The sequence below is a fragment of the Acinetobacter sp. YH12072 genome (assembly GCF_013419565.1).
In the GTDB taxonomy this organism is placed as follows: Bacteria; Pseudomonadota; Gammaproteobacteria; order Pseudomonadales; family Moraxellaceae; genus Acinetobacter.
In genome coordinates this window covers 16,191-40,983 of sequence record NZ_VOZV01000026.1, presented here as the reverse complement: position 1 = coordinate 40,983, position 24,793 = coordinate 16,191, and the positions used below count along the sequence as shown (strand labels likewise).

General features: G+C 41.0%; 39 protein-coding genes and 1 tRNA gene. 21 read left to right on the top strand and 19 right to left on the bottom strand.

The genetic code is table 11. The features are described from left to right. Nucleotides 1–29: 29 nt before the first annotated feature. From accC to aroQ, 3 genes are read right to left on the bottom strand one after another with little or no spacing between them, the layout of a single operon-like run. Nucleotides 30–1,400, bottom strand: coding sequence for an acetyl-CoA carboxylase biotin carboxylase subunit (gene accC, locus FTU19_RS11705; protein ID WP_180053626.1), 1,371 nt, complete (start codon nt 1,398–1,400; stop codon nt 30–32). 18 nt (nt 1,401–1,418) lie between these two features. Then, nucleotides 1,419–1,835, bottom strand: a complete 417-nt coding sequence (accB, locus tag FTU19_RS11700) for an acetyl-CoA carboxylase biotin carboxyl carrier protein (protein WP_004785952.1) — start codon at nt 1,833–1,835, stop codon at nt 1,419–1,421. 16 nt (nt 1,836–1,851) lie between these two features. Further along, the gene (gene aroQ / locus FTU19_RS11695; RefSeq protein ID WP_004785950.1) at nt 1,852–2,307 is read right to left on the bottom strand and encodes a type II 3-dehydroquinate dehydratase; all 456 of its coding nucleotides are present in this window, start codon (nt 2,305–2,307) and stop codon (nt 1,852–1,854) included. Nucleotides 2,308–3,340: 1,033 nt separating this feature from the next. Here aroQ and ybaK point away from each other — a divergent pair. The 3 genes from ybaK to FTU19_RS11680 all read left to right on the top strand — a co-directional run bounded on the left by ybaK (nt 3,341) and on the right by FTU19_RS11680 (nt 5,818). Then, a complete protein-coding gene (gene ybaK, locus FTU19_RS11690) occupies nt 3,341–3,808 on the top strand; it encodes a Cys-tRNA(Pro) deacylase (protein ID WP_159122961.1) in 468 nt (155 codons plus the stop codon). 260 nt (nt 3,809–4,068) lie between these two features. Beyond that, nucleotides 4,069–5,271: a YncE family protein gene (locus tag FTU19_RS11685; RefSeq protein WP_373684968.1), complete on the top strand. Its 1,203-nt coding sequence runs from the start codon at nt 4,069–4,071 to the stop codon at nt 5,269–5,271. Nucleotides 5,272–5,335: 64 nt separating this feature from the next. Next, nucleotides 5,336–5,818, top strand: a complete 483-nt coding sequence (locus FTU19_RS11680; protein ID WP_180104338.1) for a hypothetical protein — start codon at nt 5,336–5,338, stop codon at nt 5,816–5,818. 111 nt (nt 5,819–5,929) lie between these two features. On the opposite strand, the gene FTU19_RS11675 is transcribed toward FTU19_RS11680, so the two are convergent. The 4 genes from FTU19_RS11675 to tusD are packed head-to-tail and all read right to left on the bottom strand — an operon-like array spanning nt 5,930 to nt 7,329. After that, a complete protein-coding gene (locus FTU19_RS11675; RefSeq protein ID WP_034705617.1) occupies nt 5,930–6,241 on the bottom strand; it encodes a TusE/DsrC/DsvC family sulfur relay protein in 312 nt (103 codons plus the stop codon). A gap of 14 nt (nt 6,242–6,255) precedes the next feature. Further along, complete coding sequence (locus FTU19_RS11670) at nt 6,256–6,540, bottom strand: DsrH/TusB family sulfur metabolism protein (RefSeq protein WP_180131331.1); 285 nt, start codon at nt 6,538–6,540, stop codon at nt 6,256–6,258. A gap of 25 nt (nt 6,541–6,565) precedes the next feature. Further along, nucleotides 6,566–6,916 (bottom strand): hypothetical protein, encoded by a 351-nt coding sequence (locus FTU19_RS11665; RefSeq protein WP_005235449.1) that lies wholly within the window; start codon nt 6,914–6,916, stop codon nt 6,566–6,568. A 44-nt stretch (nt 6,917–6,960) separates the two neighbouring features. Further along, entirely contained in the window at nt 6,961–7,329 is a 369-nt protein-coding gene (gene tusD / locus FTU19_RS11660) for a sulfurtransferase complex subunit TusD (RefSeq protein ID WP_180131328.1), read from the bottom strand. 280 nt (nt 7,330–7,609) lie between these two features. On the opposite strand from tusD, the gene FTU19_RS11655 reads away from it, so the two are divergent. Further along, nucleotides 7,610–8,629, top strand: coding sequence for a site-specific integrase (locus tag FTU19_RS11655; protein ID WP_180131326.1), 1,020 nt, complete (start codon nt 7,610–7,612; stop codon nt 8,627–8,629). Here FTU19_RS11655 and FTU19_RS11650 read toward each other — a convergent pair. The 12 genes from FTU19_RS11650 to FTU19_RS11595 all read right to left on the bottom strand — a co-directional run bounded on the left by FTU19_RS11650 (nt 8,626) and on the right by FTU19_RS11595 (nt 16,060). After that, the gene (locus tag FTU19_RS11650) at nt 8,626–8,904 is read right to left on the bottom strand and encodes a hypothetical protein (protein ID WP_034171181.1); all 279 of its coding nucleotides are present in this window, start codon (nt 8,902–8,904) and stop codon (nt 8,626–8,628) included. The two genes, FTU19_RS11655 and FTU19_RS11650, sit on opposite strands and share 4 nt — an antisense overlap. Then, nucleotides 8,904–9,266 carry a hypothetical protein gene (locus FTU19_RS11645; protein ID WP_180033916.1) on the bottom strand — a complete coding sequence of 121 codons (363 nt, stop codon included), beginning with the start codon at nt 9,264–9,266 and terminating at the stop codon, nt 8,904–8,906. The genes FTU19_RS11650 and FTU19_RS11645 overlap by 1 nt, the downstream gene beginning before the upstream one ends. Next, nucleotides 9,259–9,840 carry a hypothetical protein gene (locus FTU19_RS11640; RefSeq protein ID WP_180131323.1) on the bottom strand — a complete coding sequence of 194 codons (582 nt, stop codon included), beginning with the start codon at nt 9,838–9,840 and terminating at the stop codon, nt 9,259–9,261. The genes FTU19_RS11645 and FTU19_RS11640 overlap by 8 nt, the downstream gene beginning before the upstream one ends. After that, the gene (locus FTU19_RS11635) at nt 9,840–10,124 is read right to left on the bottom strand and encodes a hypothetical protein (RefSeq protein ID WP_257225460.1); all 285 of its coding nucleotides are present in this window, start codon (nt 10,122–10,124) and stop codon (nt 9,840–9,842) included. Before FTU19_RS11635 ends, FTU19_RS11640 begins: the two co-directional genes overlap by 1 nt. A gap of 47 nt (nt 10,125–10,171) precedes the next feature. Continuing rightward, a complete protein-coding gene (locus tag FTU19_RS11630; protein WP_180003599.1) occupies nt 10,172–11,155 on the bottom strand; it encodes a recombinase RecT in 984 nt (327 codons plus the stop codon). A gap of 19 nt (nt 11,156–11,174) precedes the next feature. After that, a complete protein-coding gene (locus tag FTU19_RS11625) occupies nt 11,175–12,155 on the bottom strand; it encodes a YqaJ viral recombinase family protein (protein ID WP_180131320.1) in 981 nt (326 codons plus the stop codon). A 2-nt stretch (nt 12,156–12,157) separates the two neighbouring features. Next, complete coding sequence (locus tag FTU19_RS11620) at nt 12,158–12,433, bottom strand: hypothetical protein (RefSeq protein ID WP_180003595.1); 276 nt, start codon at nt 12,431–12,433, stop codon at nt 12,158–12,160. After that, the gene (locus FTU19_RS11615; RefSeq protein ID WP_257225459.1) at nt 12,430–12,843 is read right to left on the bottom strand and encodes a hypothetical protein; all 414 of its coding nucleotides are present in this window, start codon (nt 12,841–12,843) and stop codon (nt 12,430–12,432) included. Before FTU19_RS11615 ends, FTU19_RS11620 begins: the two co-directional genes overlap by 4 nt. A gap of 189 nt (nt 12,844–13,032) precedes the next feature. Next, nucleotides 13,033–13,386 (bottom strand): hypothetical protein, encoded by a 354-nt coding sequence (locus tag FTU19_RS11610; protein ID WP_005104451.1) that lies wholly within the window; start codon nt 13,384–13,386, stop codon nt 13,033–13,035. A gap of 648 nt (nt 13,387–14,034) precedes the next feature. Then, complete coding sequence (locus FTU19_RS11605) at nt 14,035–14,802, bottom strand: DUF1828 domain-containing protein (RefSeq protein WP_180131317.1); 768 nt, start codon at nt 14,800–14,802, stop codon at nt 14,035–14,037. Continuing rightward, complete coding sequence (locus tag FTU19_RS11600; RefSeq protein WP_180131314.1) at nt 14,792–15,283, bottom strand: hypothetical protein; 492 nt, start codon at nt 15,281–15,283, stop codon at nt 14,792–14,794. The genes FTU19_RS11605 and FTU19_RS11600 overlap by 11 nt, the downstream gene beginning before the upstream one ends. A 90-nt stretch (nt 15,284–15,373) precedes the next feature. Further along, nucleotides 15,374–16,060: a LexA family transcriptional regulator gene (locus FTU19_RS11595; RefSeq protein WP_180131311.1), complete on the bottom strand. Its 687-nt coding sequence runs from the start codon at nt 16,058–16,060 to the stop codon at nt 15,374–15,376. 106 nt (nt 16,061–16,166) lie between these two features. Between FTU19_RS11595 and FTU19_RS11590 the strand changes: the two genes are divergently transcribed. From FTU19_RS11590 to FTU19_RS11510, 17 genes are all read left to right on the top strand, one after another. After that, nucleotides 16,167–16,355, top strand: coding sequence for a hypothetical protein (locus FTU19_RS11590; protein WP_180053640.1), 189 nt, complete (start codon nt 16,167–16,169; stop codon nt 16,353–16,355). 51 nt (nt 16,356–16,406) lie between these two features. Beyond that, nucleotides 16,407–16,871, top strand: a complete 465-nt coding sequence (locus FTU19_RS11585; RefSeq protein WP_104471652.1) for a phage regulatory CII family protein — start codon at nt 16,407–16,409, stop codon at nt 16,869–16,871. Nucleotides 16,872–16,919: 48 nt separating this feature from the next. Beyond that, on the top strand, nt 16,920–17,666 hold the full coding sequence (locus FTU19_RS11580) for a phage antirepressor KilAC domain-containing protein (RefSeq protein WP_180131308.1): 747 nt from the start codon (nt 16,920–16,922) through the stop codon (nt 17,664–17,666). Then, nucleotides 17,663–17,956 (top strand): hypothetical protein, encoded by a 294-nt coding sequence (locus tag FTU19_RS11575; RefSeq protein WP_180131305.1) that lies wholly within the window; start codon nt 17,663–17,665, stop codon nt 17,954–17,956. Before FTU19_RS11580 ends, FTU19_RS11575 begins: the two co-directional genes overlap by 4 nt. Continuing rightward, nucleotides 17,953–18,954, top strand: coding sequence for a hypothetical protein (locus tag FTU19_RS11570; protein ID WP_180131302.1), 1,002 nt, complete (start codon nt 17,953–17,955; stop codon nt 18,952–18,954). Before FTU19_RS11575 ends, FTU19_RS11570 begins: the two co-directional genes overlap by 4 nt. Then, a complete protein-coding gene (locus FTU19_RS11565; protein WP_180003571.1) occupies nt 18,935–19,636 on the top strand; it encodes a hypothetical protein in 702 nt (233 codons plus the stop codon). Before FTU19_RS11570 ends, FTU19_RS11565 begins: the two co-directional genes overlap by 20 nt. Then, entirely contained in the window at nt 19,633–19,974 is a 342-nt protein-coding gene (locus tag FTU19_RS11560; protein ID WP_180131299.1) for a hypothetical protein, read from the top strand. The genes FTU19_RS11565 and FTU19_RS11560 overlap by 4 nt, the downstream gene beginning before the upstream one ends. Further along, nucleotides 19,971–20,234, top strand: a complete 264-nt coding sequence (locus tag FTU19_RS11555) for a hypothetical protein (protein ID WP_180131297.1) — start codon at nt 19,971–19,973, stop codon at nt 20,232–20,234. The genes FTU19_RS11560 and FTU19_RS11555 overlap by 4 nt, the downstream gene beginning before the upstream one ends. Continuing rightward, the gene (locus FTU19_RS11550) at nt 20,231–20,467 is read left to right on the top strand and encodes a hypothetical protein (protein WP_180131294.1); all 237 of its coding nucleotides are present in this window, start codon (nt 20,231–20,233) and stop codon (nt 20,465–20,467) included. Before FTU19_RS11555 ends, FTU19_RS11550 begins: the two co-directional genes overlap by 4 nt. Then, the gene (locus FTU19_RS11545) at nt 20,464–20,766 is read left to right on the top strand and encodes a hypothetical protein (protein WP_257225458.1); all 303 of its coding nucleotides are present in this window, start codon (nt 20,464–20,466) and stop codon (nt 20,764–20,766) included. Before FTU19_RS11550 ends, FTU19_RS11545 begins: the two co-directional genes overlap by 4 nt. Continuing rightward, nucleotides 20,759–21,040 carry a hypothetical protein gene (locus FTU19_RS11540; RefSeq protein ID WP_180131290.1) on the top strand — a complete coding sequence of 94 codons (282 nt, stop codon included), beginning with the start codon at nt 20,759–20,761 and terminating at the stop codon, nt 21,038–21,040. The genes FTU19_RS11545 and FTU19_RS11540 overlap by 8 nt, the downstream gene beginning before the upstream one ends. A gap of 2 nt (nt 21,041–21,042) precedes the next feature. Beyond that, nucleotides 21,043–21,483, top strand: coding sequence for a hypothetical protein (locus FTU19_RS11535; RefSeq protein ID WP_180131287.1), 441 nt, complete (start codon nt 21,043–21,045; stop codon nt 21,481–21,483). Between the two features lie 486 nt (nt 21,484–21,969). Beyond that, nucleotides 21,970–22,046: transfer RNA gene (locus FTU19_RS11530), tRNA-Arg, on the top strand. Between the two features lie 491 nt (nt 22,047–22,537). Next, nucleotides 22,538–22,720 carry a hypothetical protein gene (locus tag FTU19_RS11525; protein WP_004730170.1) on the top strand — a complete coding sequence of 61 codons (183 nt, stop codon included), beginning with the start codon at nt 22,538–22,540 and terminating at the stop codon, nt 22,718–22,720. Between the two features lie 820 nt (nt 22,721–23,540). Next, nucleotides 23,541–23,717 (top strand): hypothetical protein, encoded by a 177-nt coding sequence (locus FTU19_RS11520; protein ID WP_180047644.1) that lies wholly within the window; start codon nt 23,541–23,543, stop codon nt 23,715–23,717. Beyond that, nucleotides 23,707–24,147, top strand: a complete 441-nt coding sequence (locus tag FTU19_RS11515; protein ID WP_180131284.1) for a hypothetical protein — start codon at nt 23,707–23,709, stop codon at nt 24,145–24,147. The genes FTU19_RS11520 and FTU19_RS11515 overlap by 11 nt, the downstream gene beginning before the upstream one ends. Next, on the top strand, nt 24,107–24,748 hold the full coding sequence (locus FTU19_RS11510) for a putative metallopeptidase (RefSeq protein ID WP_180131281.1): 642 nt from the start codon (nt 24,107–24,109) through the stop codon (nt 24,746–24,748). Before FTU19_RS11515 ends, FTU19_RS11510 begins: the two co-directional genes overlap by 41 nt. Nucleotides 24,749–24,793: the final 45 nt, after the last annotated feature.

Below are 24,793 nucleotides of genomic sequence, written 5' to 3'. Positions count from 1 at the left end.
GCGGTTTTTTTATTAGATCAATTACTGGATCAAGCTTTTTCTTTGTCTTCAGCACCTTCAAGCTGCTTCAACAAATGTTTTTCCAGATAGTGAATATCCATCGCCTGTTCACAGAAATTTTCATCCTGAAGAATCAGATCTTTGTGTAATGGGATATTGGTTTTCACACCTGTCAGAATCATTTCATCCAAGGCCTGTTTCATACGTGCAATTGCAGTTTCACGGTCTTTACCATGGGCAATTAGCTTGGCAATCATTGAATCATAATACGGTGGGATGCTGTAACCTGGATAGATATGAGAGTCTAAACGGATACCTGCACCACCTGGCGCATAGAAAGTCTCGATTTTGCCTGGAGATGGCATAAAGTTCGATGGATCTTCTGCATTGATACGGCATTCGATCGCATGACCTTGAACACGTACATCTTCTTGCTGGATATCCAGACCTAAGCCAGCCGCAATACGCAACTGCTGTTCAATGATGTCGATACCGGTGACCATTTCAGTCACAGGGTGTTCTACCTGAACACGGGTGTTCATTTCGATAAAGAAGAATTCGCCTTCTTCAAACAGGAACTCAAATGTACCGGCACCACGATATTGCATCAATTTACAAGCATTGACACAGGCCTCAAGAATGTCAGTACGAGCCTGTTCTGGCAGGTTAGGCGCTGGCGCTTCTTCAAGTACTTTCTGGTGACGACGCTGTAAAGAACAGTCACGGTCATACAGGTGGATCGCATGACCATTACCGTCGCCTAGAACCTGTACTTCGACGTGACGCGGTTTTTGCAGGAAACGTTCCATATAAACCGTGTCATCGCCAAACCACATTTCAGCATCACGCTGCGCAGCTTGTACTGATTCAAGCAGGGTATCCACACGTTCTACGATACGCATACCACGACCACCACCACCGGAAGCCGCTTTCACGATGAGCGGGAAACCAATTTCTTTGGCTTCAGCAAGCGCATTGTGAATCGTCACCGCATGATCACAGCCAGGTACAGTTGGTACACCCGCTTTTTTCATGGCAATAATCGCAGAAACCTTGTTCCCCATCAGGCGAATATGTTCTGGACGTGGACCAATGAAGATAAAACCAGAGCTTTCTACGATTTCAGCAAATTCAGCATTTTCAGACAGGAAGCCATAACCAGGGTGGATGGCATCTGCGCTGGTGATTTCAGCAGCTGTAATCAGGGCTGGAATATTCAGGTAACTGTCGCTACTTGCGCCAGGACCAATACACACGGCTTCGTCACAGAAGCGTAAGTGCATCAGGTCTTTGTCAGCGTCTGAATAGACACCGACTGTTTTAATTCCTAAAGTTTTGCAAGCTCGGGCGATGCGCAAGGCGATCTCACCTCGGTTTGCAATTAAAACTTTTTGCAACATTATGAATCCCCGAAGTGATTAGGCGCGGTAACGGAAAAGTGGCTGACCAAACTGAATCACTTCACCATTTTTCACCAGAATTTCTTCAATCACGCCGCTTTGAGTTGCTTCAATCGGGTTCATGATTTTCATTGCTTCAATGATACCCAGTGTTTCGCCAGCAGAAACAGTTTGGCCAATTTTTACAAAAGGTGCTTCGCCTGGGCTTGGAGCCGCATAGAACACGCCAACCATTGGAGATTTTTCAACTGCACCACGAGGAGATTTAGCTGCAGGGACGTCAGCTGCAGGTGCAGGCATTGCAGGAACAGCTGCTGCAACTACTGGATTACGACGAGTCAGAGCAATCGACTGATCACCTTCCTTAACTTCAATCGCCTGTAAGTCAGATTCAATCATCAAATCGATGAGCTTCTTGATTTTACGGATATCCATGAGACAGTATTCCTAATTAAGATTGTTTAGAAGATTGTATTTTTTCAATGACATAGTCGAGTGCGGCAGCATAGCCTTTTGCACCTAGACCACAGATCACGCCAATAGCTTTATCGGATAGATATGAATGATGTCGGAATGCCTCACGTGCATGGACGTTAGACAGGTGGACTTCAATAAACGGGATTGCCACGCCAAGAAGTGCATCACGAACTGCAACTGAGGTATGTGTCAGGGCAGCAGGATTAATAATGATATATTGCACGCCGTCTTGTTGGGCTTGATGAATTCGGTCAACAATTGCGCCTTCCCAGTTGCTCTGGAAAGTGTCAAGTTGTAAAGTAGCTTTTTCAGCCTGAGCAGTGAGCTGCTGATTAATATCTTCTAGAGTTAAATAACCATAAACTTCGGGTTCGCGCTTTCCTAGCAAATTTAAATTCGGTCCATGAATAACCAAAATGGTCGAAGTCATCTATGGTGCTCCAGTTAAAAAGTTTCAGGATAGGTTTGCAAGATGTCTACAAACTTCGCCTATTATGGCATGAATTCCTACATTATTTTTATAATTTCTTTGAATTGACATAGAAAAGCATGTACCACGCAGTGGCCATATAATGAAAACTTTGCAAGCATTTAGCAATGTTCAAAACTACCAAATCTTCGTCTTTTACATCATTTTTATATTTTAGATGAATTGGCTGAATTGTTACATTTATGCTGTGTAAGTTAGACCTCAATGTTTATTCATAATTCTTTTAAATTGAGTGTTTATTCGGCAATGGCTGGTCAAAAATAAAAATTATTACTCGAAGTCTCTGCTCATATCAAAAATTGTGGTGATCGGTAAAAGACCGGATTTTCATTAGATTTTTGAATGAATCAAATGTTTATTCTATTCATTATTCTGTAAACTAAAATATCAAACTTGGAATAAAAATCAAAAAGTTATTTGATAAATGGAATGAAGTGAAGTTTAGTATTAAATGGGTTTTATGTCGCTAGTAAAGCAAGTCACACATTATTTTTCTGCAAAAAGAGATAGGCTCATTGCTACTGAACATTGGATAAATGATACTGGCCGTAAAAGTAAAATTAAAAACTTATGATTCTTCATTAATCTTTTACTGGCCTCATCTAATATTGACGAATGTGCTCAATTTTCTAAAGCTTACCTTTATTTGTAATTCTTTATGTTCGCTCAATAACATTGGCAAAATGGCACTTCATGTATAGGCGTTGTTATTCATCTGAATATTGCCTAAGTTTTTAAATGATGAATTTTTAAGCTTAAGAACAAGATGGTATGCGGAATTACAATGATAAATGGGGTAGCTAAGTTCAGTTAAAGTACAATATGAATAGATATTCTGGATTAAAAGCTAATGGTATCTGATTGTATTTTGAACATATATTGATTGTATAGACTATTGAGAATCACAGAATAAAACTCAAGCAGAATTGATAAGCTATAATGAAGATTCCGTCAAAATACTATCGAAGCTGTTATGACACCTGCATGCAAATTATTAAAATCTCAAAAAATTGAATATAGCATTCACGAATATGAACATGATGCCAATGCCAAAAGCTTTGGTTTGGAAGCAGCAGAAAAGTTAGGGCTGGCAGTAGAAGAAGTATTTAAAACCTTATTGGTCACGGATGAGAAGCAGTATTTTGTAGCAGTTCTTCCAGTCAACCATCAGTTAAACCTGAAAAAAGTAGCATCAGCCTTTGGTTGTAAAAAGCTACAAATGGCTGATCCCAAACAGGCAGAACGTCTAACCGGTTATCTTGTCGGTGGGATTAGTCCGGTTGGGCAGAAAAAACGCCTGAAAACTGTCATTGATGCATCTGCAGAACAGCTGAATAAAATCTATGTCAGTGGGGGTAAACGCGGTCTGGATATTGGTTTAAAACCTGCGGACCTAGCTAAGGTTCTAGATGCTCAATTCGTTGATGTATTGGATGTCTAAAGTTCTAAGCATTTTTCAATAAAACTATCTTACTGAGAAGCGTTCATATCAATGGACGCTTCAACTTTTCTGGATTCTTATCTTTCTATTCTGTCGGAAAATTCAGCATGGTTTTTTCTTCATTGTATAGTGGATGATTGAGATCCACGGCCTGACTGTGGATTGAACAAAGATAAAAACAATAAAATAGAAAATATGGAGAATACCGCTTGGAAATCCAGAAAAAACGATTATCACGGTTCTGTATGAGCTTGTCCGCGATGGCCATGCTCTCAGTCTTTTCAACTGCACAGGCAGATTCGTCTACCTTGCCTCAACCGCCCAATTCCCAGCAAGTTTTCTTTGTGGGTAATAACTGGGATGGAACAGTTACAGTGATTCGATCTTCAGGTGACTTTGGCAAGGTTGGTGTGATCAACATGATTCCTGATCGTAAGGAGCGTCTGAAAGAGATTCACCTCAATCCCATTAAACTGATTGCCTATACCTATATTCAAGCTACTGCGGGTGAAGGTAATGATCAGCTGGTCGACGATATGTACTCCACGCCAGATGGACAGTCTGTGGTCGCATCCCGTCCAAGTTTTGCCGATGTGGTCTCTATCAACATCAAGACAGGCAAAATTAACTGGCGTACTCCAGTTGAAGGCTTCCGCGCGGATCATATGGCAGTTTCACCAGATGGCCAGCGTGTCGCGGTTTCCGCATCTTCCGGAAATGTGGTGCATGTACTGGATATTCATACTGGTAAGGAACTTGGTCGATTTGCGACGGGTGATAAACCGCATGAAAATATCTACTTTGATAATGGCAGAAAAATTCTGAACTCGGCCATTGGTAATGTAGAAACCTCTCTTGATGCGCAGTGGCAGGATTTCACCAAGGGTAAACGCTATATCACCATTGCAGATGCCAATACCCATCAGGTGCTTAAGAAAATTGACTTTAGACCGGCATTGGATGCGTTTGGTCGAAAAGATTTATCTAATTCAGTGCGGCCGATGGTCTTTAGCAAGGATGAAAGTAAACTCTATGCTCAGGTATCATTTTTTAATGGTTTGATTGAGTATGACTTAAACCAGAATAAAGTGACCCGTATTGGGCAGTTGCCAGGTAGCGATAGCATTCCTAAAGACCGGACTAAATGGGTGAATGATTCCCGCCATCATGGCCTGTCGATCAGTGCAGACGGTGAGAAGCTCTGTGTTGCGGGCACGATGGATAATTACGCCACTATTGTTGATCGTCAGAGTCTGACTGCCGGAAAATTGATTCCTGCAGGTAAACCATACTGGGCTACCCGAAGTCCGGATGGCCGTAGCTGTATCATTTCAGAAAGTGAAACGGATGTGGTGACCGTAATTGATTTCGCGACAGGCAATAAAGTGACCAGTGTACCTGTAGGCAATCATCCACAGCGTGTCCGGATCGGTTATGCTCCAGCAGACTGGTCTACGCCGTAGCAAATAATGGCTTAAAAAGAGCAATGTGTTATGAACGTTGCTCTAAGCATTGTAGGTGGCATATATGAGGAACAAAACACTTACTTTATATCTGCTGGCGGGAATGTTATTAACCGGTATTCTGGTTGGGATTGCTTATCAGGTTCATAAGGATATCTATAAGGCAGAGTTCAATATACTGAAACCTGATGATCAGATGACTTTTCCAGCAAAGTCACTGATTACTTCCAGTTTAATTTCTAAACCACCTGTACCGGCAAGAACGGCTGGACACCCGGAAGTGGATTCTGAACAGCAGGTCTTATTACAACAGAGAGAGCAGCTTTATCTGGATTTTACCCAAATGATGAATGGTTTAAGTCAAGGCGAGAAGCCAGATGAACGCCAGCTGGATCGTTTGCTGGTACAGCAGCAGAATCTGGTAAATGCTCAGGTCGTTGCTCCGGAAGAAGCGAGAGCTCAAATAGAATTTTTACAGAAAGTTTTGCCTGAAATCTCTTCACAGCTTGATCAAGCTTTAAATGCTTTAGATCAGAATGGTTTTTAACCTTCCTTAGTTAAAAGTTTTATTTAGCCGTGAATACAGATCATAGATAAGCTTAATAAGAAAAAGCCCGTTAAAACGGGCTTTTTCTTCATTCATATTTTAGATTAAAACTTATAAGCAGTTCGCCGGTTTCGGGATACCAGCCAGTCGGCTTAAATGGCGTGCCACCAGACCTGTATTAAACTTTTCCTGTAATAAGGCATTGTTAATTTCCGGGTTGACTGTCTTCATCAAAAACTTAATCAACGGACGGGTTGCAGGAGAATGCCCAAACTGCTGATAAAATTGACGGACTGCCTGTAGCACTTCAAAATGCCAAGGAGTAAGTTGAAGTTCCAGTGTATCTGCCAGTACTTGGGCAACGTCTTCATTCCAGATGGTGTAATCGACTAAATGACCATCTTGGTCCAGTTCTAGATTCATATTTGACTCATGGATTATTTCATTGAGATGCAGCGACTAAATTTCAGACATAGATCTGCAAATTCGGAGTAGTCGAGTAAAGCAACATTTTCCGATAAAGGTGAGATCAGAGTTTCTGCATCATTTCTTAGGATATAAACTTGCGGCAGTTGCTGTACGAAAGCATGGTCCAGATACAGCACAGATTCTCCCATCAGGACCACCTGATCATCTGAAGCATGGAGCTGTGCTAACTGATCAAGGACTGACGCCGTCGCTGCATAATCTGACTGGATCAGGTAAAGGGTTTGATCTGACATTTATTTATCCTTCATCCTTACCAACTTACCAATACAATACGTGATCAAATTTTTGAACGAATTCTGAATTGAGTTCAATCAACTCAATCTCCTGTTCGCTTTGCTTTACAAAAGGAGAGTCCTGATTTTTCTGCTCAACCAGAATTGGGGTCAGGTCATAAAATTCGAAACTATCCACCAGATTTGAAGCCAGTTTAAAGGCATGTTTAAGCTGGTCAAACTGGAGCTCAGAACGTAAAAGACTCAAGGCCGCGCCTTGGAGTAATACTTTAACTTCAGCGCCGAAGGTCGCCAGTACCATCGTAGCAGATAGGCTTTCATGCACCTGCAAGCTGTTTAGGTTGGCTTGGGTTAATATAACAAGTACAGATTTCACACAAGATTCCTTTTAAAAGCAACACATCCTGAAAAATGAAGCATCTAGAATTGAATTAGACGTTGTGAGGAGTGAACAGCATCAGCAAGCTCGCCTAGACCGACCAATTCAAAACCATCAGCAAGATTATGTTGCTGAATATTGTGACGTTGAGCATTTTCCTGATCTGTAATCCCACGCGCTAAGGCTGCACTGACACAAACAGGTAAGCGGATATTCAGATCCTGCCAGGAACGTGTGAGATGACGCTGGTCGTCGGGCACCCATTGCAATGCATTTGCGACCGACACGCCATCTTGATAGAAAAATACACGGAAAGCTTCCTGTTTATGTTGTAAAGCTTGGGCGAGTCCAAGCGCATGCCAGGCATAAATAGAAGTCGGTGCGGAGGTAACAAGAATTAAGGTGCTCATCGAAATTCACTACAGGCTTGATCAACGCGGGATGATGATCTTGGCTACAAAGAAAGTAGGTAGTATACAATGATTTTAGATGATATTTTCTGATAAAAAGACAAAAAATAAATTATAAAAAGATTTAATTTTAATAAAAACAATAATTTAAAACAGTCTATTAATCCTATCCCGTCACTAAACCATACCCAAAACTGCACAAAATCCCTTCTATATCCTTTCATTTTTTTACTTTACCGATAAAATGCAAAGTAATCTGCACCAAATCTGCACCAATAAAATGAAAATACCCAAACCCATCCAGCGAGGGTCCAGCTGGCGCATCATTGTCACTTTCGACAAGCAAAGATATTCAGCCACCCGAGACACAGCGAAGGAATGTGAACAGTGGGCCTATAATAAATTGCTTGAACTTCGATCTGGTAAAAAGGCAATAGAACAAGGCGAAAAGCCGAATTATCCATTTAGGGAACTTTGTGCTAGATACTATCAAGAGCATGGTCGTCACATGCGATCTGCACGGACTATCAATTTTAAAATTAAAAACCTTGACCGGATTGCACCAAATTTAGCTGACAAGTCTATTTATGATTTCAAGCCTGCTGACATTGCAGAATGGCGAAATAACCGTAAAAAAGAAGTGAAGATAGCAACACTCAGGAATGAACACGCCATTTATTCAGCCGTGTTTACCTATGCCATGAAAGAACTGTTTTTGATTGATTCTAACGTCTGGCATGCGGTCACCATGCCGAGCAAGGAAAAATCCAGAAGTCAGCGTATTACAGAAGAAGATCAAGAATTATTGATAAAGGCGTTAAGCTGGGATGGATCCACAACACCAGAAACGTCACGCCACTATGTAGCATGGGCATTTCGATTTGCTCTGGAAACTGCTATGCGTCAGGGTGAAATACTGGCAATGCGTAGGAAGGATATTAAAGAAGGCTTTGTGCATTTACCGATGACAAAAAATGGTGAATCCAGAAACGTGCCTTTATCTGGTGAAGCCAAAAGACTGCTTTCTTTATTACCTAAAGGAACAGATAAACTTTTACCTATTGATAAACAGATATGTTGTGCTACATGGATGAGAGCAAAGAAAAGAGCAGGGCTTACACATATCAACTTCCATGATTCACGACATGAAGCCATCACAAGAATGGTGAAGGTGAGAAAATTACCGGTTGAAGTGCTAGCCAAAATTACTGGCCACAAAACTATCTCAATGCTGGTGAATACTTATTACAATCCAGATGCTCAGGATTTAGTGGAAATGTTTAACGACAGTGAGAGCTAATTAGCTCTCGGTCTGCCTACTTTAACTTTGGTTGTCAGCAGGTCGTGGGCCAACTTTGGATTGTATAGCGCCTTGCCTTGTGTGCCTTGATTGATCGAAACTAATTTTTCTCGAATCGTGGTCACTGACAGATTGTATTTTTGAGCCAGATAAGAAGCTGAAACCAGTTCGACTTCAACCTCTTTAAGCTCCTTCACCGTTGCACCACCGATAGTCTGACCCAGCATAATTTGAGGCGGTCTTTCGGCTTCAACGGTGATGGTGTATCGAGCCATTAAGTTACCTCTTTTAAACTTTGTTGTACTGATTCCGGTAAACCAAACACATCCTTAAAAGCCTTATCAAATTCACCACTAGCAATAAATTGATCGATGCAGTTTTCCGGCTTCTGATGCTGAGCGATGTAGCTGCTCAATGCCTGATATATACCGTTTGAATTTCCTTTAGTTACACCAACATGAATCTTGTCACCGATGTTCTTAACTGGAAATCCAATATTGAGATTTGAAGCGTCAATGATTTCCATAAAAGGCACGAATTCATCCTGATTAAAAATCAGATCAAATGGCATTTCTTTATGCAGCTCATCACAAACATAGTTCGCCAATTGAAGTTTGGTTAGTTGAATTTCAGTCATTGGCTGGCTCCTGCGCTTCGATCATGGCTTGCTTAGCCTCAAACTCCGATTTGAATAACTCAAATTTCCATCGAGTGCCGTATGAGGTTTCAATCAATTTCCACACACCGAAGAACTTCTCGGTAGAGATATGTGCTTGAGTGTGTTTATTCACAATCATGATTTGATCTTTTTCGATCCCATCACCTAAGCAATCCCAATCATTGCTTGAATTGCAGAAGTTCTCAGGCTCATCATTGTCTTGCCAAAAACAAGAAATATTTTCTTTCGGCACCAAAACAAATCCTTCCGGCACCGCTTGGGCCTTCCAACTATCAAATCCGCTGATCTCTTTAACCACATCATCCATATCCACAATCATGTGGCCATGTTCATCATGGTAATACTGATGTCCTGCAATCCTTTCTTGCAGCTCACCTAGGTCCGGCACCGCTTGGGCTTTGGCGGCTTGCCATGCTGACCATTCTTTATCCAAAGTCATTGACTTATATGAGCCATCAGAAAAACGCTCTACAACTCTTCCTTTTGATTTAACCCAATCTTCAAACGCTTCTCTCTCTTTCTGAACATCCATCACGCCACCTTCATAATCTGATTAGCCACAATCTTTGCTAAGTTTTCGCTGGTTTCATTCGAAACATTCGGGCAGTGCAGGTGCATTTCATATTCATCGAATAACATCTGGCATGCAGCATTACCTGTTAAATCATTCTTTAAAAACACATAGCTCAGTGCTTTACGTGTACCTTTTCCGGAAAATGTAGAGCTACCATCTGTCAGTTCTTTCTTCGTATAACCCAGCTTTTCTAGCCAAAGCTTGAAACCGACTTCATGTTTCTTTTTAATTTTGAAAATCATGCTTATATACTCCAGATGCACCCCGAAGAGGGGTGCAATCACAATCCTTATGGTGTAAGTGCTGCTTCTTGGGCTTCATAAGCAGAATTAATTTGTGCGATCTGCTCGTCAGTCATCTCGCCTGATGCTGGCTCAAATTCGTTTTCCATAATCTGGTTGAGAGCATTCATGTCCGAAGCATCATTGATCTGGTTGACAATCGACTGAACAAGTAATTTCACTTGCTCTTTCAATTGACGGCGTTTCTCTTTAAATACTTCGCCAATTTCAGACTTGGCTGGTTCGCCAAGGTTTAGTGCTGCAATTTCTTCACCCACTTTTTCAAGCTGGTTTAATGTGCGTGCATCCTTGATGTTGATGTAATACACACTCAGATCCAGCTCTTTAGCTGAAGAATCAACAGCATCATTTTTCTTTTTCAGGCGGCTTTTCAGAGCAGATGCGCCTGTATTCGGCTTGGTTTCTGTTCCAGGTGCGCCAGCTGGTGTTATATCGATTTCTTTATCCTGCTCTTCCTCAGCAATCGCCATACCTTTCAACACATCTGGGAATACATCGCGAAGGGCATAAGAACGAGCACGCAACTTCATCATGCGTTTTGGATACTGTGTCCATGGGCCTTGCTTGCCGGATAGACCAGCACGTTTCGCATCTTCCATGCTGAATTCGGATACAGCAGGTTCTTCACCTTTACGCTTCACAGTACAGATAGCCTTTTGACCGTCTTCGGAAAGTTCTTCACGAATAAAGTCAAGCAAGCCAGATCCACGCACAAGGGCGAGCATTGCGTCACCCCAAATAGAAGGGCGGCCATTAATCACCGCAATGTTTTGCATTGCTTGAAGTGGTTGCAAACCAATCTCAGCACCCCATTGCATGGCAACAAGAATGTTGCCTGGCTTACGTTGGTAGTCTTTAGGCACGATGTCAGAACCGGCAAGAATTTCAGCAATTTGCATTGCTTCCTGCAGATTGTTAGGAGTTAAGAAATTAACAGCGGTGTTCGGGTTTGTTTTAACAATTGAGTTCATATTCTTTTACCTATAAATCTTAATTAATGCGCAGCACACGGGTGCTTGAAGTCTTAACAAATTGCTCGTAGATGTCAGGATGGGCTGCTTTCAGAGCCTTGCTATCCAGCGTGTTACGTTCCTGATATTTGAATGTTGCAAGGCGTTTATCCTCAGCTATGATCATTTCTGCATCTTCCATACGGGTGCAGATTTGCAGCTTCAAATCATCCAGTTCAGCGCCAGCTTCTTTGATGGTCTTATTTAAGTCCTTGTATTCAGCAACCAGATTGGCAAGTTCGTTATCTGCCTGAACAGCCTGGTCGGGATTGTGTGTAGACCAACGATGCAGCACATCATCAAACGTGGTTGGAGCAGGAGGCACATCGTTTTGCACATGCTCAAGCCAGAACTTGGAGCACTCTTCTGTCAGCATTTCAAACAGCTCTGGATCAAATGCCACCTGATAGCTACGGAATTTCTGGCCACCGATCAGCACACCTAGACCACACATCGAAGCGCCCGTAATACCCATGTACCACTGCACTTGTGTCAGGTAGTAATCTGGCACCTGTTCTGACTGCTCATCACCCCACAATTTCGCCAGGTACTGGTTAGCAGTCTTACATTCCAGGATGCGGTCTGTAGTCAGCTTTCCATCTTTGATACGGACATTACCTGAGATATCAGGATTGATAATGGCGCGGTCAATATTGGCGCGCATCCAGTCATATTCAGGATGTACCAGAGTTGCATTCACACGCTGGATCTTCACGCCATTGCGCTTGGCATATTCTTTTGCCACGATATCTTCAAGGGTATTGCCCCAGTAAGACGCTTCGCTTTGAGAATCTTCAACTTCGGTACGACCTGTTTTATCCAGCCATAATTGATATGGAGAGCGGTATTTGCTTAGACCTAAGATTGCTGCCACATCAGAGCCACCAATACCCAAACGACGTGCTTCAAGCCATGTTTGACGTGCACTTTCAACTTCTTGTAGATTTACTTGTGTATTCATTTTTATAATCCCGCAGTAATTCGACCAGTTTTTAAAACAAAAATTAGATGGCCAGCTGTTAGATGAAGATTACTAACATCGATGTCGTGCTGTTCTTTAATGGCTTTAATGAGTTCTTGCTTGACGCTATGCACGCTTTCGCTTGAACCTTTTTCACGCTCAGCGACCATTGCATCGGCTTGCTTGTAAGCTAGTTCAGCTACCTTTTCCTCAGTGCGGCCCATCATTATTAGAGCTGGCATTGCAGCCATGGCGAATTGATCGTGAAGGTCTGTCATTTAGCACCCCCAGCAATCGCAGCATTAATCTTTTCAATCTCATAGCGATCAACATAGGCATTAATCGTCTTGTCAAAATGAACTACGTTCAGAATGTCTAGGAATTCGACTGAGCCATCGTCAAGCTGATAATCAACGTAGATGTCGTATTCACCAGCTTTAACTTTTGCTGTGCAGTACTGGTGGCAGACTGCGTTTTCCACCTGGTACGATGGGGCAGCGATGTTGATTTGTGGCTGATCTTGGATAGATTCAGCTTGAAAGCTCACAGGCTTGCTTGAATCAAATGCCATAGCACCTAAAGAAAGGGTTCCCAAAATACCCAGGAACAAAGTTCCTATAATGTTTGGGTTGAAGCGAATTGGGTTTTTATTCATAATTAAATCACTCACAGGTAGTTTGTGGGTCATGCTCCAGGTAGTTGTCGTAGGCTACGCTGGGGCTTTTTGTTGTCTATGGGATTTAGTTTACCAAAGGAAACTCTATAGTCAAGAGAAAAGTTTATCAAAAGAAACTTTTTAATTATTTATGGAAACTTTTATGTTTTAATAGACAAAAGAAAACCCATCACAGGGATGGGTTGTCCTAGAGCAATAATCTTATTTTTTGTATTCAGTAATACTGATAGGTTTGTCTTTCATAAACTCTACAATACCTTCACCAGCTTTGAAGTGAATTGAAACGCCGTCATCATTGGCCAAACGCATACCACTTCCTGAAATAGCTCGTTTAAGGTGATAAACCTTGCCAGAATTATCTGTCATTTCTGCAGTTTCAAAATTATCTGAAGATTTCAATTCAACTGTAAGATCCATTGGACCAGTAAAGTTAATTACCTGAGTTTCAGCTGGAGTATTGCTCACAACTTTTTCTTGCACCACTTCGTTTTTTGGATTTGAAGTACAGCCAGTAATTGCTAATCCTAACAATGCTGCGCCTAACAGATATTTCATTGAGACTTACCTTTCTATTTATGAATCATAGGTGTCTTTATACTAATTGTTATAATGTAGCGTTTAAAGACAAGGTTACACTTACCTTACATAAAGAAAAAACCACCGCTGGGGTGGGTTAGTAGTGCTTTACTTTGTTATTACAGGCCTTGCCATGGTTGGCCTTGAACCTAGTGTAGTAGGGCGATATTTCAGTAGGAAGAAACGTCTAACATTGGATATTGCTTGTCTGCTTGTAGTGATCTAGAACTAGATCCATGTCAGCCAAGAGCACTGTCTCACTGTATTCACCTGGTGATAGCTTAAGTAAATTAGGCATATAGTTGTTTTTATATTCATGCGGATAGTCCCTACAAAGAATCTTTACCCGTACCTCTTGAGTGGTGAACTCTGAATCAAGCTTTTCTATGTATTTACTAAGAATGTTATCTGAGTTCTCAAGAGCTGTTGCAGTTGTGATTGGATCTATATCTTCACTAAGTTGCTTCTCACAACCAGTGAAAGCTAAAGACAAGAGTAGGGTGGTCAAAGTTATTCTTTTCATAGTTATAGTTTTATTGTTATTGGACTTTGAATTATAAGCAAAATTTAATAAAAGAAAACCCACCGCTGGGGTGGGTATGTGCTGCTATAAAACTAAGTTGAGTATCAGCAAACTAATCGATGTTTAATTTTTTTCTCGATAGCTTGTATTTCATGCAAATTAGGAATTATATCGTTAGCTGCAATCATGAGTCGATTTAAATCCTGTGTTGGTAATTTTGAAGAGTCTTCCAAAATCACCAGTGAGTTAAAGTTAATATCGTGCTTTTCAAGGTATTGCATTGTAATAATTGAGAGTCTAACAGAGTCCTTATTGCTGGCACCGAATAGAAATAAGGGGGTTTCTGCTTCTACCATATAATCAATAACATAATCATCAGCATTCGGTAGCCCCGGGACGCGATAATTTTCGTGAATCTGATCGGATGGTAGCAGAGAAAATAGAGCCTCTCTAAGTTGATCTTTAAATGTAGATACAACTCTATGTTGTTTTAATAGCGCTAAATCACTAATTCTATTTAACAACCTAGTGAACTCAAACAAGCCCATGACCAGTTGATCAGCCGGGATCTGCATTGTGAATTCACCATCATCATATTCAGCATTAGCCTCTGCTACATAGTTGTTGAATAAATCAAAACGTGAGCCTTTTAACAATGTGTCTAAGTCATTCTCGTAGCTTAAGCGCATCACTGTGCTTGCGCCATCTGATAAACGCCAACCGCCAGTTATTTCGCTTAAATAAATACTAAAAGCATCACCATCCATATCAAATATGGGCAGAGACACTATTGCTCCATTTCTAGTTTCTTTAAAACCTATATCACGACAAAAACTATTGCAAAGCAATTGTTTAACTTCATTAATTTTCATCAAACAATCCTCCTTGCTCTATAAGTTGTCCGATGTTGATATCAATTATATTAAAATCTTTTAGTACACATTGTATAGCGCCAGATAGATTTTTATATCTATCTGTTTGAATAGCAAAGTTTTCAATTTTTTTGGAAACTTTTAGTGATGCTTCGTTAGCTTGATGGATATGGCATTGAAAATCAAATCGTTGACCATCGCATTTATTGACATGAACATGACTACTTCCATTGTATCTTGCTAGCGTAATATCACTTTCATTTGACTCCAAGTAACTCAATCCACATGAGAAATTATCTTCATCTAAATTTGATTGTCTCATGTAAAGCTTAAATCTATGTTTCTGATCCTGGCTACACAACTCAATAGAAAGCTGTCTAAATTTTAGCTGATCTATCCACTTTTGACGAAGTGGCTTTAAGAGTATTTTGGGAACACTTTTTAAAGCTATTATTTCATCATCCTTCAGTCTTTTTCCCATTTGCCACCCCATTTAAAACAAAACCAATACTTCTAAAATCATGCAGCGTATTCACAATTAAAATACCCAAGCCGCATATAGTGGCTTTTATTATTTTCTAAATTCCCTGTGATGTTGAACAACTACACCAATAATTGAAATAGGGTGCTTTTGTGAGTTATGGATAGGGAAGTCTGGATTTAGTGGAACCAATTCAAATACTTCACGGCCATGCTCATCAAAACCTACAACTCTGTACTTCTTAAAAGTAACTTCATATTCACCATTCTGAGCTACCACATAATCACCAGGCTGAGGAGTAATTGAGGCATCAATAACAATATCATCACCAGGCTGAAACTCGGGGTACATGCTCATACCTTCGACTGTCACACTAAAAATAGTGCTTGGATCTTTATTTTCATATGTAGTGAGGGTATATCCTTTTGGCTCACTACCATCGTAGGCGACTTCTCGCCACATACCAGCTTGTACAAAATCTAACACCGGAATCCTTGTAAGTTTCTTTCCATTAAAACGAACGTTATTAAATCCTTTATCATCCTCTTCTTTTACAGGGCCACCTAAATTTTTAAGGCCCTCACCATCTAAAATCCACTCTGGTGTTGTTTTTAGGGCTTTTGCAAGAGATGTAATGCTTTTGCCGCTAGGTACATTAACCCCTGAAATCCACTTTGAAACCGTACCTTTACTTAGGCCGGTAGCTTCAATTAGATCAACTTGCTGAAGGTTAAGTTCCTTCATTCTTATCAAGATACGTTCAGAAACGCTGCTCATTGCAAAATACTCATAACAATTGTTTCCAATGGTAAACATTATTATTGACCTAAAAAGAAACTTATGGTTTACTTGGGGAAACTTTAAGTTTATCAAGGTAAACATTATGACTGTCGATGACGTAAAGGAGCATTACGGAGCTGAAAGCGACGCAGACCTAGCGCGAATCTTAAAAAAGACACGCGGAGCTATTAGTAAATGGCGCTCATATGGAATTCCAGCTTCAACCCAGGCAATTCTCCAAATTCAAAGTAAAGGCAAGTTAAAGGCAAATTTAGAAGCCTTAATTGCTTAAACCAATTATTAAGCATTTGAATTTAAACAACCACGTTCAAAGGAACCTTAAATGAACATAACGGATGCAGCGTACAACACAGTTCATGACTACCCGGGTGGCGCTTCAGCTCTAGCCGCACGTATGGGAATCAAAAGCCCGGCTGTGCTTAACAGCAAAGTAAATCCAAATACTGAAACTCACCACTTAACACTGGCCGAGGCTTCAAAGCTTATGGCTTTAACTGGTGATTTCCGCATTTTGCATGCTCTATCTGCTGAACATGAAAAAGTTGCAATTGATCTACCTGAAATTCCTGAATGCCGCGACATGTCATTGACTGACAAAGTTCTGTGCATTGGCATGAAGGGTGGTGATGTGATGAGCCTTTTCCGCGAAATCATGGCGGATGGCCGTATCACGAAAGGTGAAGTGCAAGACATGTCAAAGGTGATTCACCAGATGCACGTTGCTTTGGCTGAGCTGGATAAACAAATCCAAGCTTGTATTGATAACCCAGAAACAGAAAAAGCCTGACGGTCGAGGTCAGGCTTTTCGGTGTTTAAATCGTCGGAGATCCAAACAATGAATATGTTAACACAAGAAAATTTTAACATAAACGAAGTAACAATGTCATCACCTGAGATTGTTGATTTTATTAACATTCATCGCAAAGAAGTTGCTACTGCCGAAAAGCCATATAAAGAACTTCGTCATGACGACTTTATGCGGAAAGTACCAAGTGTTTTGGGTGAAGGGCACGCTCCGAAATTTATCGGAACGCAAAACTACGGCAACAATAATACACGCCATATCTATAACTTCCCAAAACGCGAAGCCTGCTTGATGGCTATGTCATATAGCTATGAGCTGCAAGCTCAAGTGTTTGACCGCATGACCGCAATGGAGGAAGCGCTTAAGGCACAAAAACCAGTCGAACTAAGCCGCATGGATCTTATTCAGTTGGCTCTAGCTGCCGAACAGGAAAACATTGCTCTTAAGCAACATGTTGCAGTACTGGAGCCGAAAGCCAAAGGCCTAGATCGCATTGCTGACTGCACCAATGTACTGGGCATCCGTGAATCCGCAAAAGTTCTCAAGATTGGTCAAAATCAGTTGGTTCAATATCTCCTTGATCACAAGGTTGTATACCGCGATCAATATGGAAAAATTCAAGCTTATCAAAAATCTATTGATCAAAAGCTTATTCATGTTGTGACTTCCGCACCTCGATTAACTGAGTCAGGTGAAAAGGTATTTACCCAGGTAAAACTTACTCAAAAATTGATTACTCGCATTGCGAAGTGGTTAGAGCAGGGGGTGGCAGCATGAGCATAACAATCGAAGATGTGTGCGACTTCATCTGGACAGCTCACAACAACCACCTAAATCGAATTGCAGATGAACTGGTTGATAGTGGGTATGAGTTTGAGTGCATTGAATGTGAAGAGCATGAATGCGTGGCACATGACTCAACAGAGGATGTTGACCTAGCAAAAAAAGAACTCATTCGTGAGCTTATTGAACGTGCCAACCAGTTTGGCCTAGATGACATGCTTGATGAACTTAAGCGCGAAGGTGAGCGTGTTGGTGCGTATTTGCGCCTAGGAGTGAAGTCATGACAGCACTCAAAAAACATGAGGACAATATTGTCCAATTCTCCAAAGGTAAAAAAATGGCTGACAAGTTTGAAAAAGGCTATGTCATGTCCAGTCGGTTATACCGATATGAGGTGCGGCCTTTTTTAAGTGATGCAGCGAAAAATGTCTATGCAGAACTTGAGGATCGTATTAACGGCTTTAAGGACAAGATAACCGACCATGTGAGCTATTCGCAGTTGCAAGGTGGAAAGCTCGAAGGCTCTAAAAAATTAGGCACCGCAACCGTTAGAAGAGGCCTTAAGGAATTACTTGATTTAGGTGTGATTTCTATTGTTAGCGAGAACAGTCGCAAGGGGAATGAATACCAGATTAATGAGGTTTCATTGGTTGAGCACTTTCAAAACAAAAGTACCACTTCCAAAAGTGAAGCACTTCCAAAAGTGAAGCGCACCACTTCCAAAAGTGAAGTGCTAACCACTTCCATAACTGAAGACACAATAGAACTAACTTATAGAACTCTATCTATAGAACTATTAATTAAGTCGCTTCGCTCTAAAAAACCTTTGGAGACTCATTTTTACTGTTTTCAAGAAAAGAAAAAACAGGATCAACTTGAGTTAGAAAAACAAGAAGCAGAAGCAAAAGCAAAAGCCGAAGCTGAGCGCAAAGACAAGGCTCGTAAATTATCTTATGACGAAGTGATCAAACTGACTTCAGAAAGATTTTCACTTCTCTGTGATTTCTCTCTCTGGGAACAATACGTTTCTAGTCGCTCTCAAACAGCAAAAACAAAGCTGACCAAAAATGCCTTGAATGCGATTTACAAGGATTTCCAGAAATGGGGATTTGATGGCAGCAACGAATCTTTAAAAACTTCAATCACTGGCAACTATCAAGGTTTGTTTGCACCAAAGCAGCAATTCACACCTGGACAACAAAACCCAAAACCATCTCGCTGGGATGAAATTCAACAGTTGATCGCAAAAGAGGAGCAGGGCAATGACAGCTATGGTTACTAATCAACAAACTGCAGTTCAGCCAATCAAGACAGGTCAACTGGTTGGAATCTTCAAGGCAATTGCACCACGCTCTTTTGAAAAAACATTTGAAGGTATGCCGATTGAAGCAATCAGCCATGCAATGAAAATCTGCATTGAAGACCTTTCACGCGAACAGATTGATCTTGGCCTTCGCATGGTTCGTGATAACGGCTTTTGTCCAGATCCAGCCATGTTCCGCAAATGGTGTCTTGGGATTACAGGTTTTGGTACTGAGCAGCAACGTGTTGTTGATTCATTCAAAGGGAAGCATGCAGCACTGGGCAATATCGTGAAATGGCTTGGTGATAACAACCACCCGATCACAAATGCCGAAAAAGAAGCGTATGACCGCTGCTATGAATTGTTTGCCGAGATCCAGTGGGCAAAGAACGTCGATAGAGCCTCTTATTTAGCGTATGAGGCGTTTAAAGATAACTATGTGGACGTAGTTAAGGAGTATGCCGAACAGGGGCAACAGCAAGCAGTCTGGGAGCGCCCAAAAGCCATTGAGAAAAAGATTGTGGCTGATCTTGGTGAGTGGGGTCATGGGTCTTCACCTAAAGACACTCAACCGCTTCAAGGTGATGAGCTTAAGAAGTACCTGGAAGAAGCCAAGCAGAAAATTAAAGGCTTTAAGGAAAGCGCAGGGGGTGGGGTGTGAAGGATCAAGACTTAAACAAAATTTGCTGCGGCACATTGCTCAAGATGATTGGTGATGAAAACACGATCTATGAATCATGTGGCTCACCGAGATACGGAAAAATAGAAGTTCGCACTTATCACGACAGAGTCTTACTCAAAGGTGGTGTGCGGTGGTTTGGCGGCTCTTATTACGATGCCAGCTTATTTGAATTATTTGATAAGAATGCACCTAAGTCGCTAGAACTTGAGTATGCGCCTCCAATGGAGCCAGTGATCAAGTCGGAGCCAAAGAAGCCAGTTAAAGCAAAACCGGTTCGTGATGAATGGACTTTAGATTTATTTGGGGGTGCGGCGTGAGAAAAGAAGCAGACCGTACATACATTAATTTAATGATCATGCGCACTTTGGCAACTACTAGAGGCCGCGTTTCGATCCAGCAACTTCACGACTCCATTGAGCCGAAAATGGGTATCTCAATTCGCAGTGTTCAGCGATACATGAACCGGTTGGAATTTTGGGGATTGGTCAAATGTGATGGAGCACATCCGAAAGGGTTCTCTCTCACACTTCATGCAGAAGAATTTATCAAAGATATGGCGCAGGGAGCAGCAGCATGAACTTAATCGAAAAATTAGGATTGGAAAACGCAAAAGCACTTGATGGGATGCTTCAAAAGCATGGTGTGCCTGAGAGTTGGAAAATAGCTGTAATCAATGGAATGTGGCAAAGAAGCTCGGTTGGTTTTACACATGCTGAATTACGCGCAGCCATCGCTGACCAAGACCGCACGGACTATGTAAGTGATATCCGTAACCACATTAGTCCGACTGCGAAGGTGATTGAGAGATGAGTGAATTTGAAAAGTGGTTTAGAAGCCTGAATGCAAATGGGAAAACAGTTTATTTCCTTGGTAATGAGCACAAGGTTTCCGAAATGGCATGGAACCACCAACAAGCCATCATTGACGACCTGAAAGCCCAGCTCAACAACATGGAGGCTTGTTATATCGGGAAGAAAAAACAGGTTGAGGATCAGCAAAAGCGGATTGATGCTGGACTTGAAAAGATTCATCAGTTTGGAAAAGAGGGGTGTTTATTTCCGGAATGGCTGACTTGGGCAGAAAAAGCCCTGCGAGGTGCCAATGCGTAGAGCAGCAAAGATTGATGCAAATCAAACTGAAATTGTAAAGGCGCTACGTCAGGTTGGGGCAAGTGTTCAATCGCTTGCTTCAACTGGCAAGGGAGTGCCTGATTTACTGGTTGGTTTTAGGGGTAAGAATCTGCTTCTCGAAGTGAAAGACGGTGGCAAGGTTAAGTCAGCACGGAAGCTCACACCAGATCAGATCGAGTGGCACCAAGACTGGCGTGGTCATGTTGCAGTGGTTGAGTCTGTAGAACAAGCAATTAAAGTTTTAGGGGAATAGGGATGAATGCGATGGTGAAGGCGGAAGTGATGGATTGGGGTAAGTTCACTATTGAGGAATGGCTTAAACAATACGGCGCTTATGTACAGGTCAGCCGAATGAAGTCAGGTCATGAACCGGATGGATTACATGTGAATCAGATCTACTGGTTAATCTGCGAAAATAACAAAGGTGCAGCACCACGTAAGGATCAGGCCATTTGCCAGATTAATGATTTTGAAGCTGAGCAGGTCCGGAAGTTGATTGTGGATTTTAATAAGTCTAGTTCGGTTTGTGAGTCTGGTAAGCGTGCGGTTCAGTTATTTGTAGAGCGTAATGTACGTGGGCTATCAGATCGCAAGATGGAAGAAGAATTCAAATTGGGTCGAAACGTTCTGCGAAATATGATCTATGCAGGTAAGTTTTATCTAGCTGGGCACGATAAACGATTGAGAATCGAATAGTATTTGACTGGCATGCCAAGATATGGCATATTTCTGTTATAGTGATCGAAGTGTACGTTAAAGCACTAGATTGATTTAAAAGCTCGCCAAATGGTGGGCTTTTTTATTGGCTAAATAATCAATCTGTAACTTATTGCAAATGATTCTCAATAATATTTGTATTAGAATGCTCAGTATAAATCAACAGATACAGATATAAGAAAATTCATTTATAGGCCTACATCAATAACTCCAAGGTGTGGGCTTTTTTATTGCCTGAAGGTTATCTATCAGTCCTTCATACCAAAAAGTGATAGACGCTTTGCATTGGTTAGCAAAGTGCATAGATGGGTGTCGAGATTTGAATAAATCCCACCCTTGGATTGACCACCTGAAAAGGCGAGTGTCTACTGTGAGAATTGGCAAGCTCTTAACGCATAAGTTAGCCTTAAATTACGAAACTACTCAGCCCAGTTATTCATTTTGGATAACTGGGTTGTTTTATTTGCGCCATTAGCTCAACTGGAAAGAGCATGGGTTTTCTATACCAATGGTTGCAGGTTCGAATCCTGCATGGCGTGCCAGATAGACAAGATTGATTATTAAGTGATCTTTTTGAGTAAATGATGATCAAGTTATTAATAAATATAACTTAATTATTACGTGTTAAAACATTCTGCATATATTTCTTATACTTAGTTGTGATGAGCAAATGCTATCTTGTGTTCATTCCTAGAACCTTACGAAAACAAATAAAAGATGATTTAAATCCTGCCTGTTTAGCCCTCCAGCTAAGCAGGTTTTTTATTTGAAAGTAAAAGTTAATAACATGGTCTTGTATATAATATTTTAAAGTATATAATTCAGCCCAGATTCTATCGCTGTAGTTTCTTTTTCAAGTTTCTGCCTCCTTTTCCCATAAAGGAGGTATTTTTTTGCCTATATTTTTCTTATGTCATGTGTTGCTACATTGTTTGATAGGTCACATTTAATAGTGAATTGATACAAGCATCTATAATTAAAAAACACAATATTCTGATAGATTAAAATTACAACAAAAAGTCTGGAGGTTTGTATGACACGTATACCAAACGGAACACAGGTTATTCATCATATCTCACTTTTCGATCATGCTTACTATAAGGAAGAGAATGGAATTTTAAAGGTTTGGAGCAAGGGAGAGTGGGTGGAGGCACTGATACCCAGTATTAATGAAATGATTGATAACGGTTTTGAATTAGAAGTTCTTCACAGCTAAGAATGTTCAGGTAATGAGGAATTGTTTTCCCGCTTAATAAGCTGTAATGACCCCATTTTTTAGTGGGGTTTTTAATATCAGGAGAAAAGTATGCTCCAATTTATATTCTGCTTATTCGGACTGCATGGCGTGACTGAGATCGACTACTCGGTTGATGATGAAGAAATCAAAGTGTGTCGGGATTGTTTGAAAGAAATTGAGTAATCTATAATAAACTAATCGATAAATTCACTTATTAATTAATAATTTATTTTGAAAATAAGTTGGAAATTATATTAATTCTCTATTAATTTACCACTTGTTCAAAGACTCCACATTTTGAATTTAAAGTTTCGCCCACATCGACCCCAATGGTGTGGGTATTTTTTTGACTTAATTAAGAATGCTTAAAAAATCTAAGTGATTAATTATTAGTCGATATTTTCTTAATCTTCAACAAATAATTACATTCAGCTGTAATAATCATCTGTTAGGATCTTTGCTCAGAAAAACAATGAAATAGATTTTTGACCTGACATGGGCCTGCTTAATTTGGGAGAGTTAAGCAGGCTTTTTTTATTTCTAAATCGCCGGACGTATTACGGCACATAAGACCTCGCCCAGATAACGAACTTGGCGAGGTTTTTCTTTTCTTATTGGTGGTGACCGTGTGGCAATTTTTACTTGGTTTTATCGTGGCATGGGTTATTTGCAGCTGGTATACGCATATCTACGTGGCAAATGAATGTGAGCGATTAGGTGGCTTTTTTGTTGGGTCGAAAACATACAAGTGCATTGAAGTGAAAAAACTCGATGAAGAAGAACAAGACTGGTGGTACCTATGACAGACAAAGTACAAGCTAAACAAGACTTAGAATTTTGCAGTGCTGAGCTGTCTAAGTATCAGAATCTCAGTCGATCCGGCCTGACACGCAATGAGCTGCTGGCAATTGATGGAATCATGATTAAGTTGAAGGAGCGTATTAAGAATTTGCGGTTCGCTTTATATGGATCCTAAGCACTATAAAAAATTAACTGGTAAAGACCCAATCAAAAATAAACCTCGTAACAGGCCACTACCCAAAGCTGGTGAAAAATACCTAGAAGCATTCGATCGACTGAAAGAAATTCTTGATCGGATGGAAATCAAATATGAAGAATATTTTCATTTCAAAACCACTAAGCACTGGCGTTTCGATTTGCACCTGGTGGGTTATCTTACATTGATCGAAATAGCGGGTGGTCCGTGGTCTGGTGGTCGTAAGGGTAAGCTGGCTACTAAAGCATGGAGCATTGATCGTTATGACCATGCTGAAGAAATGGGATATCGGTATATACGCTTTGAAGTCTCAGATATCTCATCATCCAATAGGGCCATACAGTGGCTTAGAAATTTAAAGGCATCTTATGGAACAGTTCAGACCATTCCCACCGACGGATCTGATTGATCAGGCCGAAGAAGAGGAAGCCATTCGCTTGGCACCTGCACCAGAGCTTAAAGAATGGGTCGTGAAGAATTGGCTCACTCTCGGTGGTGAACTGCATAACCCGGATCATGATCATATTGCCGAGTTACTTCACGACAATGAAGAATTCCTTGCATTTGCTTGGGCTTCATCTGCCGCTCTAGCGAAAAAACGTATGGTGCTTGGCCAATGTGAAAAAGTGATGTTTAACGTGGGTGGCTGGAAGAAAGCACGCCAGGAACAACAGATGCGAGACTGGTTTGGTTTCGTACCTCAATATCTGATTACTGTAGATGCCACTTATTGCGAACAGGCAACAGATCGGGATTTCTGCCGGTTGATTGAGCATGAGCTATATCACATTGGTGTAGAGCGTGATGACGATGGTGAAATAATTTATAGCGATATGACTGGCCTGCCTAAACATTACTTAGCTGGCCATGACGTTGAAGTGTTCTTTGGTGAGACTAAACGGTGGGGAGCTGATGACTCAGTGAAACGTCTCGTTGAAATTGCCAAGAATGCGCCGTTTGTATCTGAAACAAGTATTGCTGCGTGTTGTGGGAACTGTGTCATCGGTTAAATTTTTTTGCCTACTTTGCATGACGTAGCATGACAAAAGGGGGAT

Bases quoted from the DNA above. Each gene is read 5' to 3' on its own strand.
- FTU19_RS11570 (WP_180131302.1), top strand. From the start codon at position 17,953: ATGACAGCACTCAAAAAACATGAGGACAATATTGTCCAATTCTCCAAA.
- FTU19_RS11565 (WP_180003571.1), top strand. From the start codon at position 18,935: ATGACAGCTATGGTTACTAATCAACAAACTGCAGTTCAGCCAATCAAG.
- accB (WP_004785952.1), bottom strand. From the start codon at position 1,835: ATGGATATCCGTAAAATCAAGAAGCTCATCGATTTGATGATTGAATCT.
- FTU19_RS11525 (WP_004730170.1), top strand. From the start codon at position 22,538: ATGACACGTATACCAAACGGAACACAGGTTATTCATCATATCTCACTT.
- ybaK (WP_159122961.1), top strand. From the start codon at position 3,341: ATGACACCTGCATGCAAATTATTAAAATCTCAAAAAATTGAATATAGC.
- tusD (WP_180131328.1), bottom strand. From the start codon at position 7,329: ATGAGCACCTTAATTCTTGTTACCTCCGCACCGACTTCTATTTATGCC.
- FTU19_RS11630 (WP_180003599.1), bottom strand. From the start codon at position 11,155: ATGAACTCAATTGTTAAAACAAACCCGAACACCGCTGTTAATTTCTTA.
- FTU19_RS11650 (WP_034171181.1), bottom strand. From the start codon at position 8,904: ATGGCTCGATACACCATCACCGTTGAAGCCGAAAGACCGCCTCAAATT.
- FTU19_RS11610 (WP_005104451.1), bottom strand. From the start codon at position 13,386: ATGAAATATCTGTTAGGCGCAGCATTGTTAGGATTAGCAATTACTGGC.
- FTU19_RS11510 (WP_180131281.1), top strand. From the start codon at position 24,107: ATGGAACAGTTCAGACCATTCCCACCGACGGATCTGATTGATCAGGCC.
- FTU19_RS11645 (WP_180033916.1), bottom strand. From the start codon at position 9,266: ATGACTGAAATTCAACTAACCAAACTTCAATTGGCGAACTATGTTTGT.
- FTU19_RS11670 (WP_180131331.1), bottom strand. From the start codon at position 6,540: ATGTCAGATCAAACCCTTTACCTGATCCAGTCAGATTATGCAGCGACG.
- FTU19_RS11550 (WP_180131294.1), top strand. From the start codon at position 20,231: ATGAACTTAATCGAAAAATTAGGATTGGAAAACGCAAAAGCACTTGAT.
- FTU19_RS11625 (WP_180131320.1), bottom strand. From the start codon at position 12,155: ATGAATACACAAGTAAATCTACAAGAAGTTGAAAGTGCACGTCAAACA.
- FTU19_RS11640 (WP_180131323.1), bottom strand. From the start codon at position 9,840: ATGGATGTTCAGAAAGAGAGAGAAGCGTTTGAAGATTGGGTTAAATCA.
- FTU19_RS11655 (WP_180131326.1), top strand. From the start codon at position 7,610: ATGAAAATACCCAAACCCATCCAGCGAGGGTCCAGCTGGCGCATCATT.
- FTU19_RS11685 (WP_373684968.1), top strand. From the start codon at position 4,069: ATGGCCATGCTCTCAGTCTTTTCAACTGCACAGGCAGATTCGTCTACC.
- FTU19_RS11515 (WP_180131284.1), top strand. From the start codon at position 23,707: ATGGATCCTAAGCACTATAAAAAATTAACTGGTAAAGACCCAATCAAA.
- FTU19_RS11635 (WP_257225460.1), bottom strand. From the start codon at position 10,124: ATGATTTTCAAAATTAAAAAGAAACATGAAGTCGGTTTCAAGCTTTGG.
- FTU19_RS11615 (WP_257225459.1), bottom strand. From the start codon at position 12,843: ATGACCCACAAACTACCTGTGAGTGATTTAATTATGAATAAAAACCCA.
- FTU19_RS11580 (WP_180131308.1), top strand. From the start codon at position 16,920: ATGAATATGTTAACACAAGAAAATTTTAACATAAACGAAGTAACAATG.
- FTU19_RS11575 (WP_180131305.1), top strand. From the start codon at position 17,663: ATGAGCATAACAATCGAAGATGTGTGCGACTTCATCTGGACAGCTCAC.
- FTU19_RS11520 (WP_180047644.1), top strand. From the start codon at position 23,541: ATGACAGACAAAGTACAAGCTAAACAAGACTTAGAATTTTGCAGTGCT.
- accC (WP_180053626.1), bottom strand. From the start codon at position 1,400: ATGTTGCAAAAAGTTTTAATTGCAAACCGAGGTGAGATCGCCTTGCGC.
- FTU19_RS11600 (WP_180131314.1), bottom strand. From the start codon at position 15,283: ATGGGAAAAAGACTGAAGGATGATGAAATAATAGCTTTAAAAAGTGTT.
- FTU19_RS11590 (WP_180053640.1), top strand. From the start codon at position 16,167: ATGACTGTCGATGACGTAAAGGAGCATTACGGAGCTGAAAGCGACGCA.
- FTU19_RS11595 (WP_180131311.1), bottom strand. From the start codon at position 16,060: ATGAGCAGCGTTTCTGAACGTATCTTGATAAGAATGAAGGAACTTAAC.
- FTU19_RS11535 (WP_180131287.1), top strand. From the start codon at position 21,043: ATGAATGCGATGGTGAAGGCGGAAGTGATGGATTGGGGTAAGTTCACT.
- FTU19_RS11545 (WP_257225458.1), top strand. From the start codon at position 20,464: ATGAGTGAATTTGAAAAGTGGTTTAGAAGCCTGAATGCAAATGGGAAA.
- FTU19_RS11620 (WP_180003595.1), bottom strand. From the start codon at position 12,433: ATGACAGACCTTCACGATCAATTCGCCATGGCTGCAATGCCAGCTCTA.
- FTU19_RS11585 (WP_104471652.1), top strand. From the start codon at position 16,407: ATGAACATAACGGATGCAGCGTACAACACAGTTCATGACTACCCGGGT.
- FTU19_RS11680 (WP_180104338.1), top strand. From the start codon at position 5,336: ATGAGGAACAAAACACTTACTTTATATCTGCTGGCGGGAATGTTATTA.
- FTU19_RS11605 (WP_180131317.1), bottom strand. From the start codon at position 14,802: ATGAAAATTAATGAAGTTAAACAATTGCTTTGCAATAGTTTTTGTCGT.
- FTU19_RS11675 (WP_034705617.1), bottom strand. From the start codon at position 6,241: ATGAATCTAGAACTGGACCAAGATGGTCATTTAGTCGATTACACCATC.
- aroQ (WP_004785950.1), bottom strand. From the start codon at position 2,307: ATGACTTCGACCATTTTGGTTATTCATGGACCGAATTTAAATTTGCTA.
- FTU19_RS11540 (WP_180131290.1), top strand. From the start codon at position 20,759: ATGCGTAGAGCAGCAAAGATTGATGCAAATCAAACTGAAATTGTAAAG.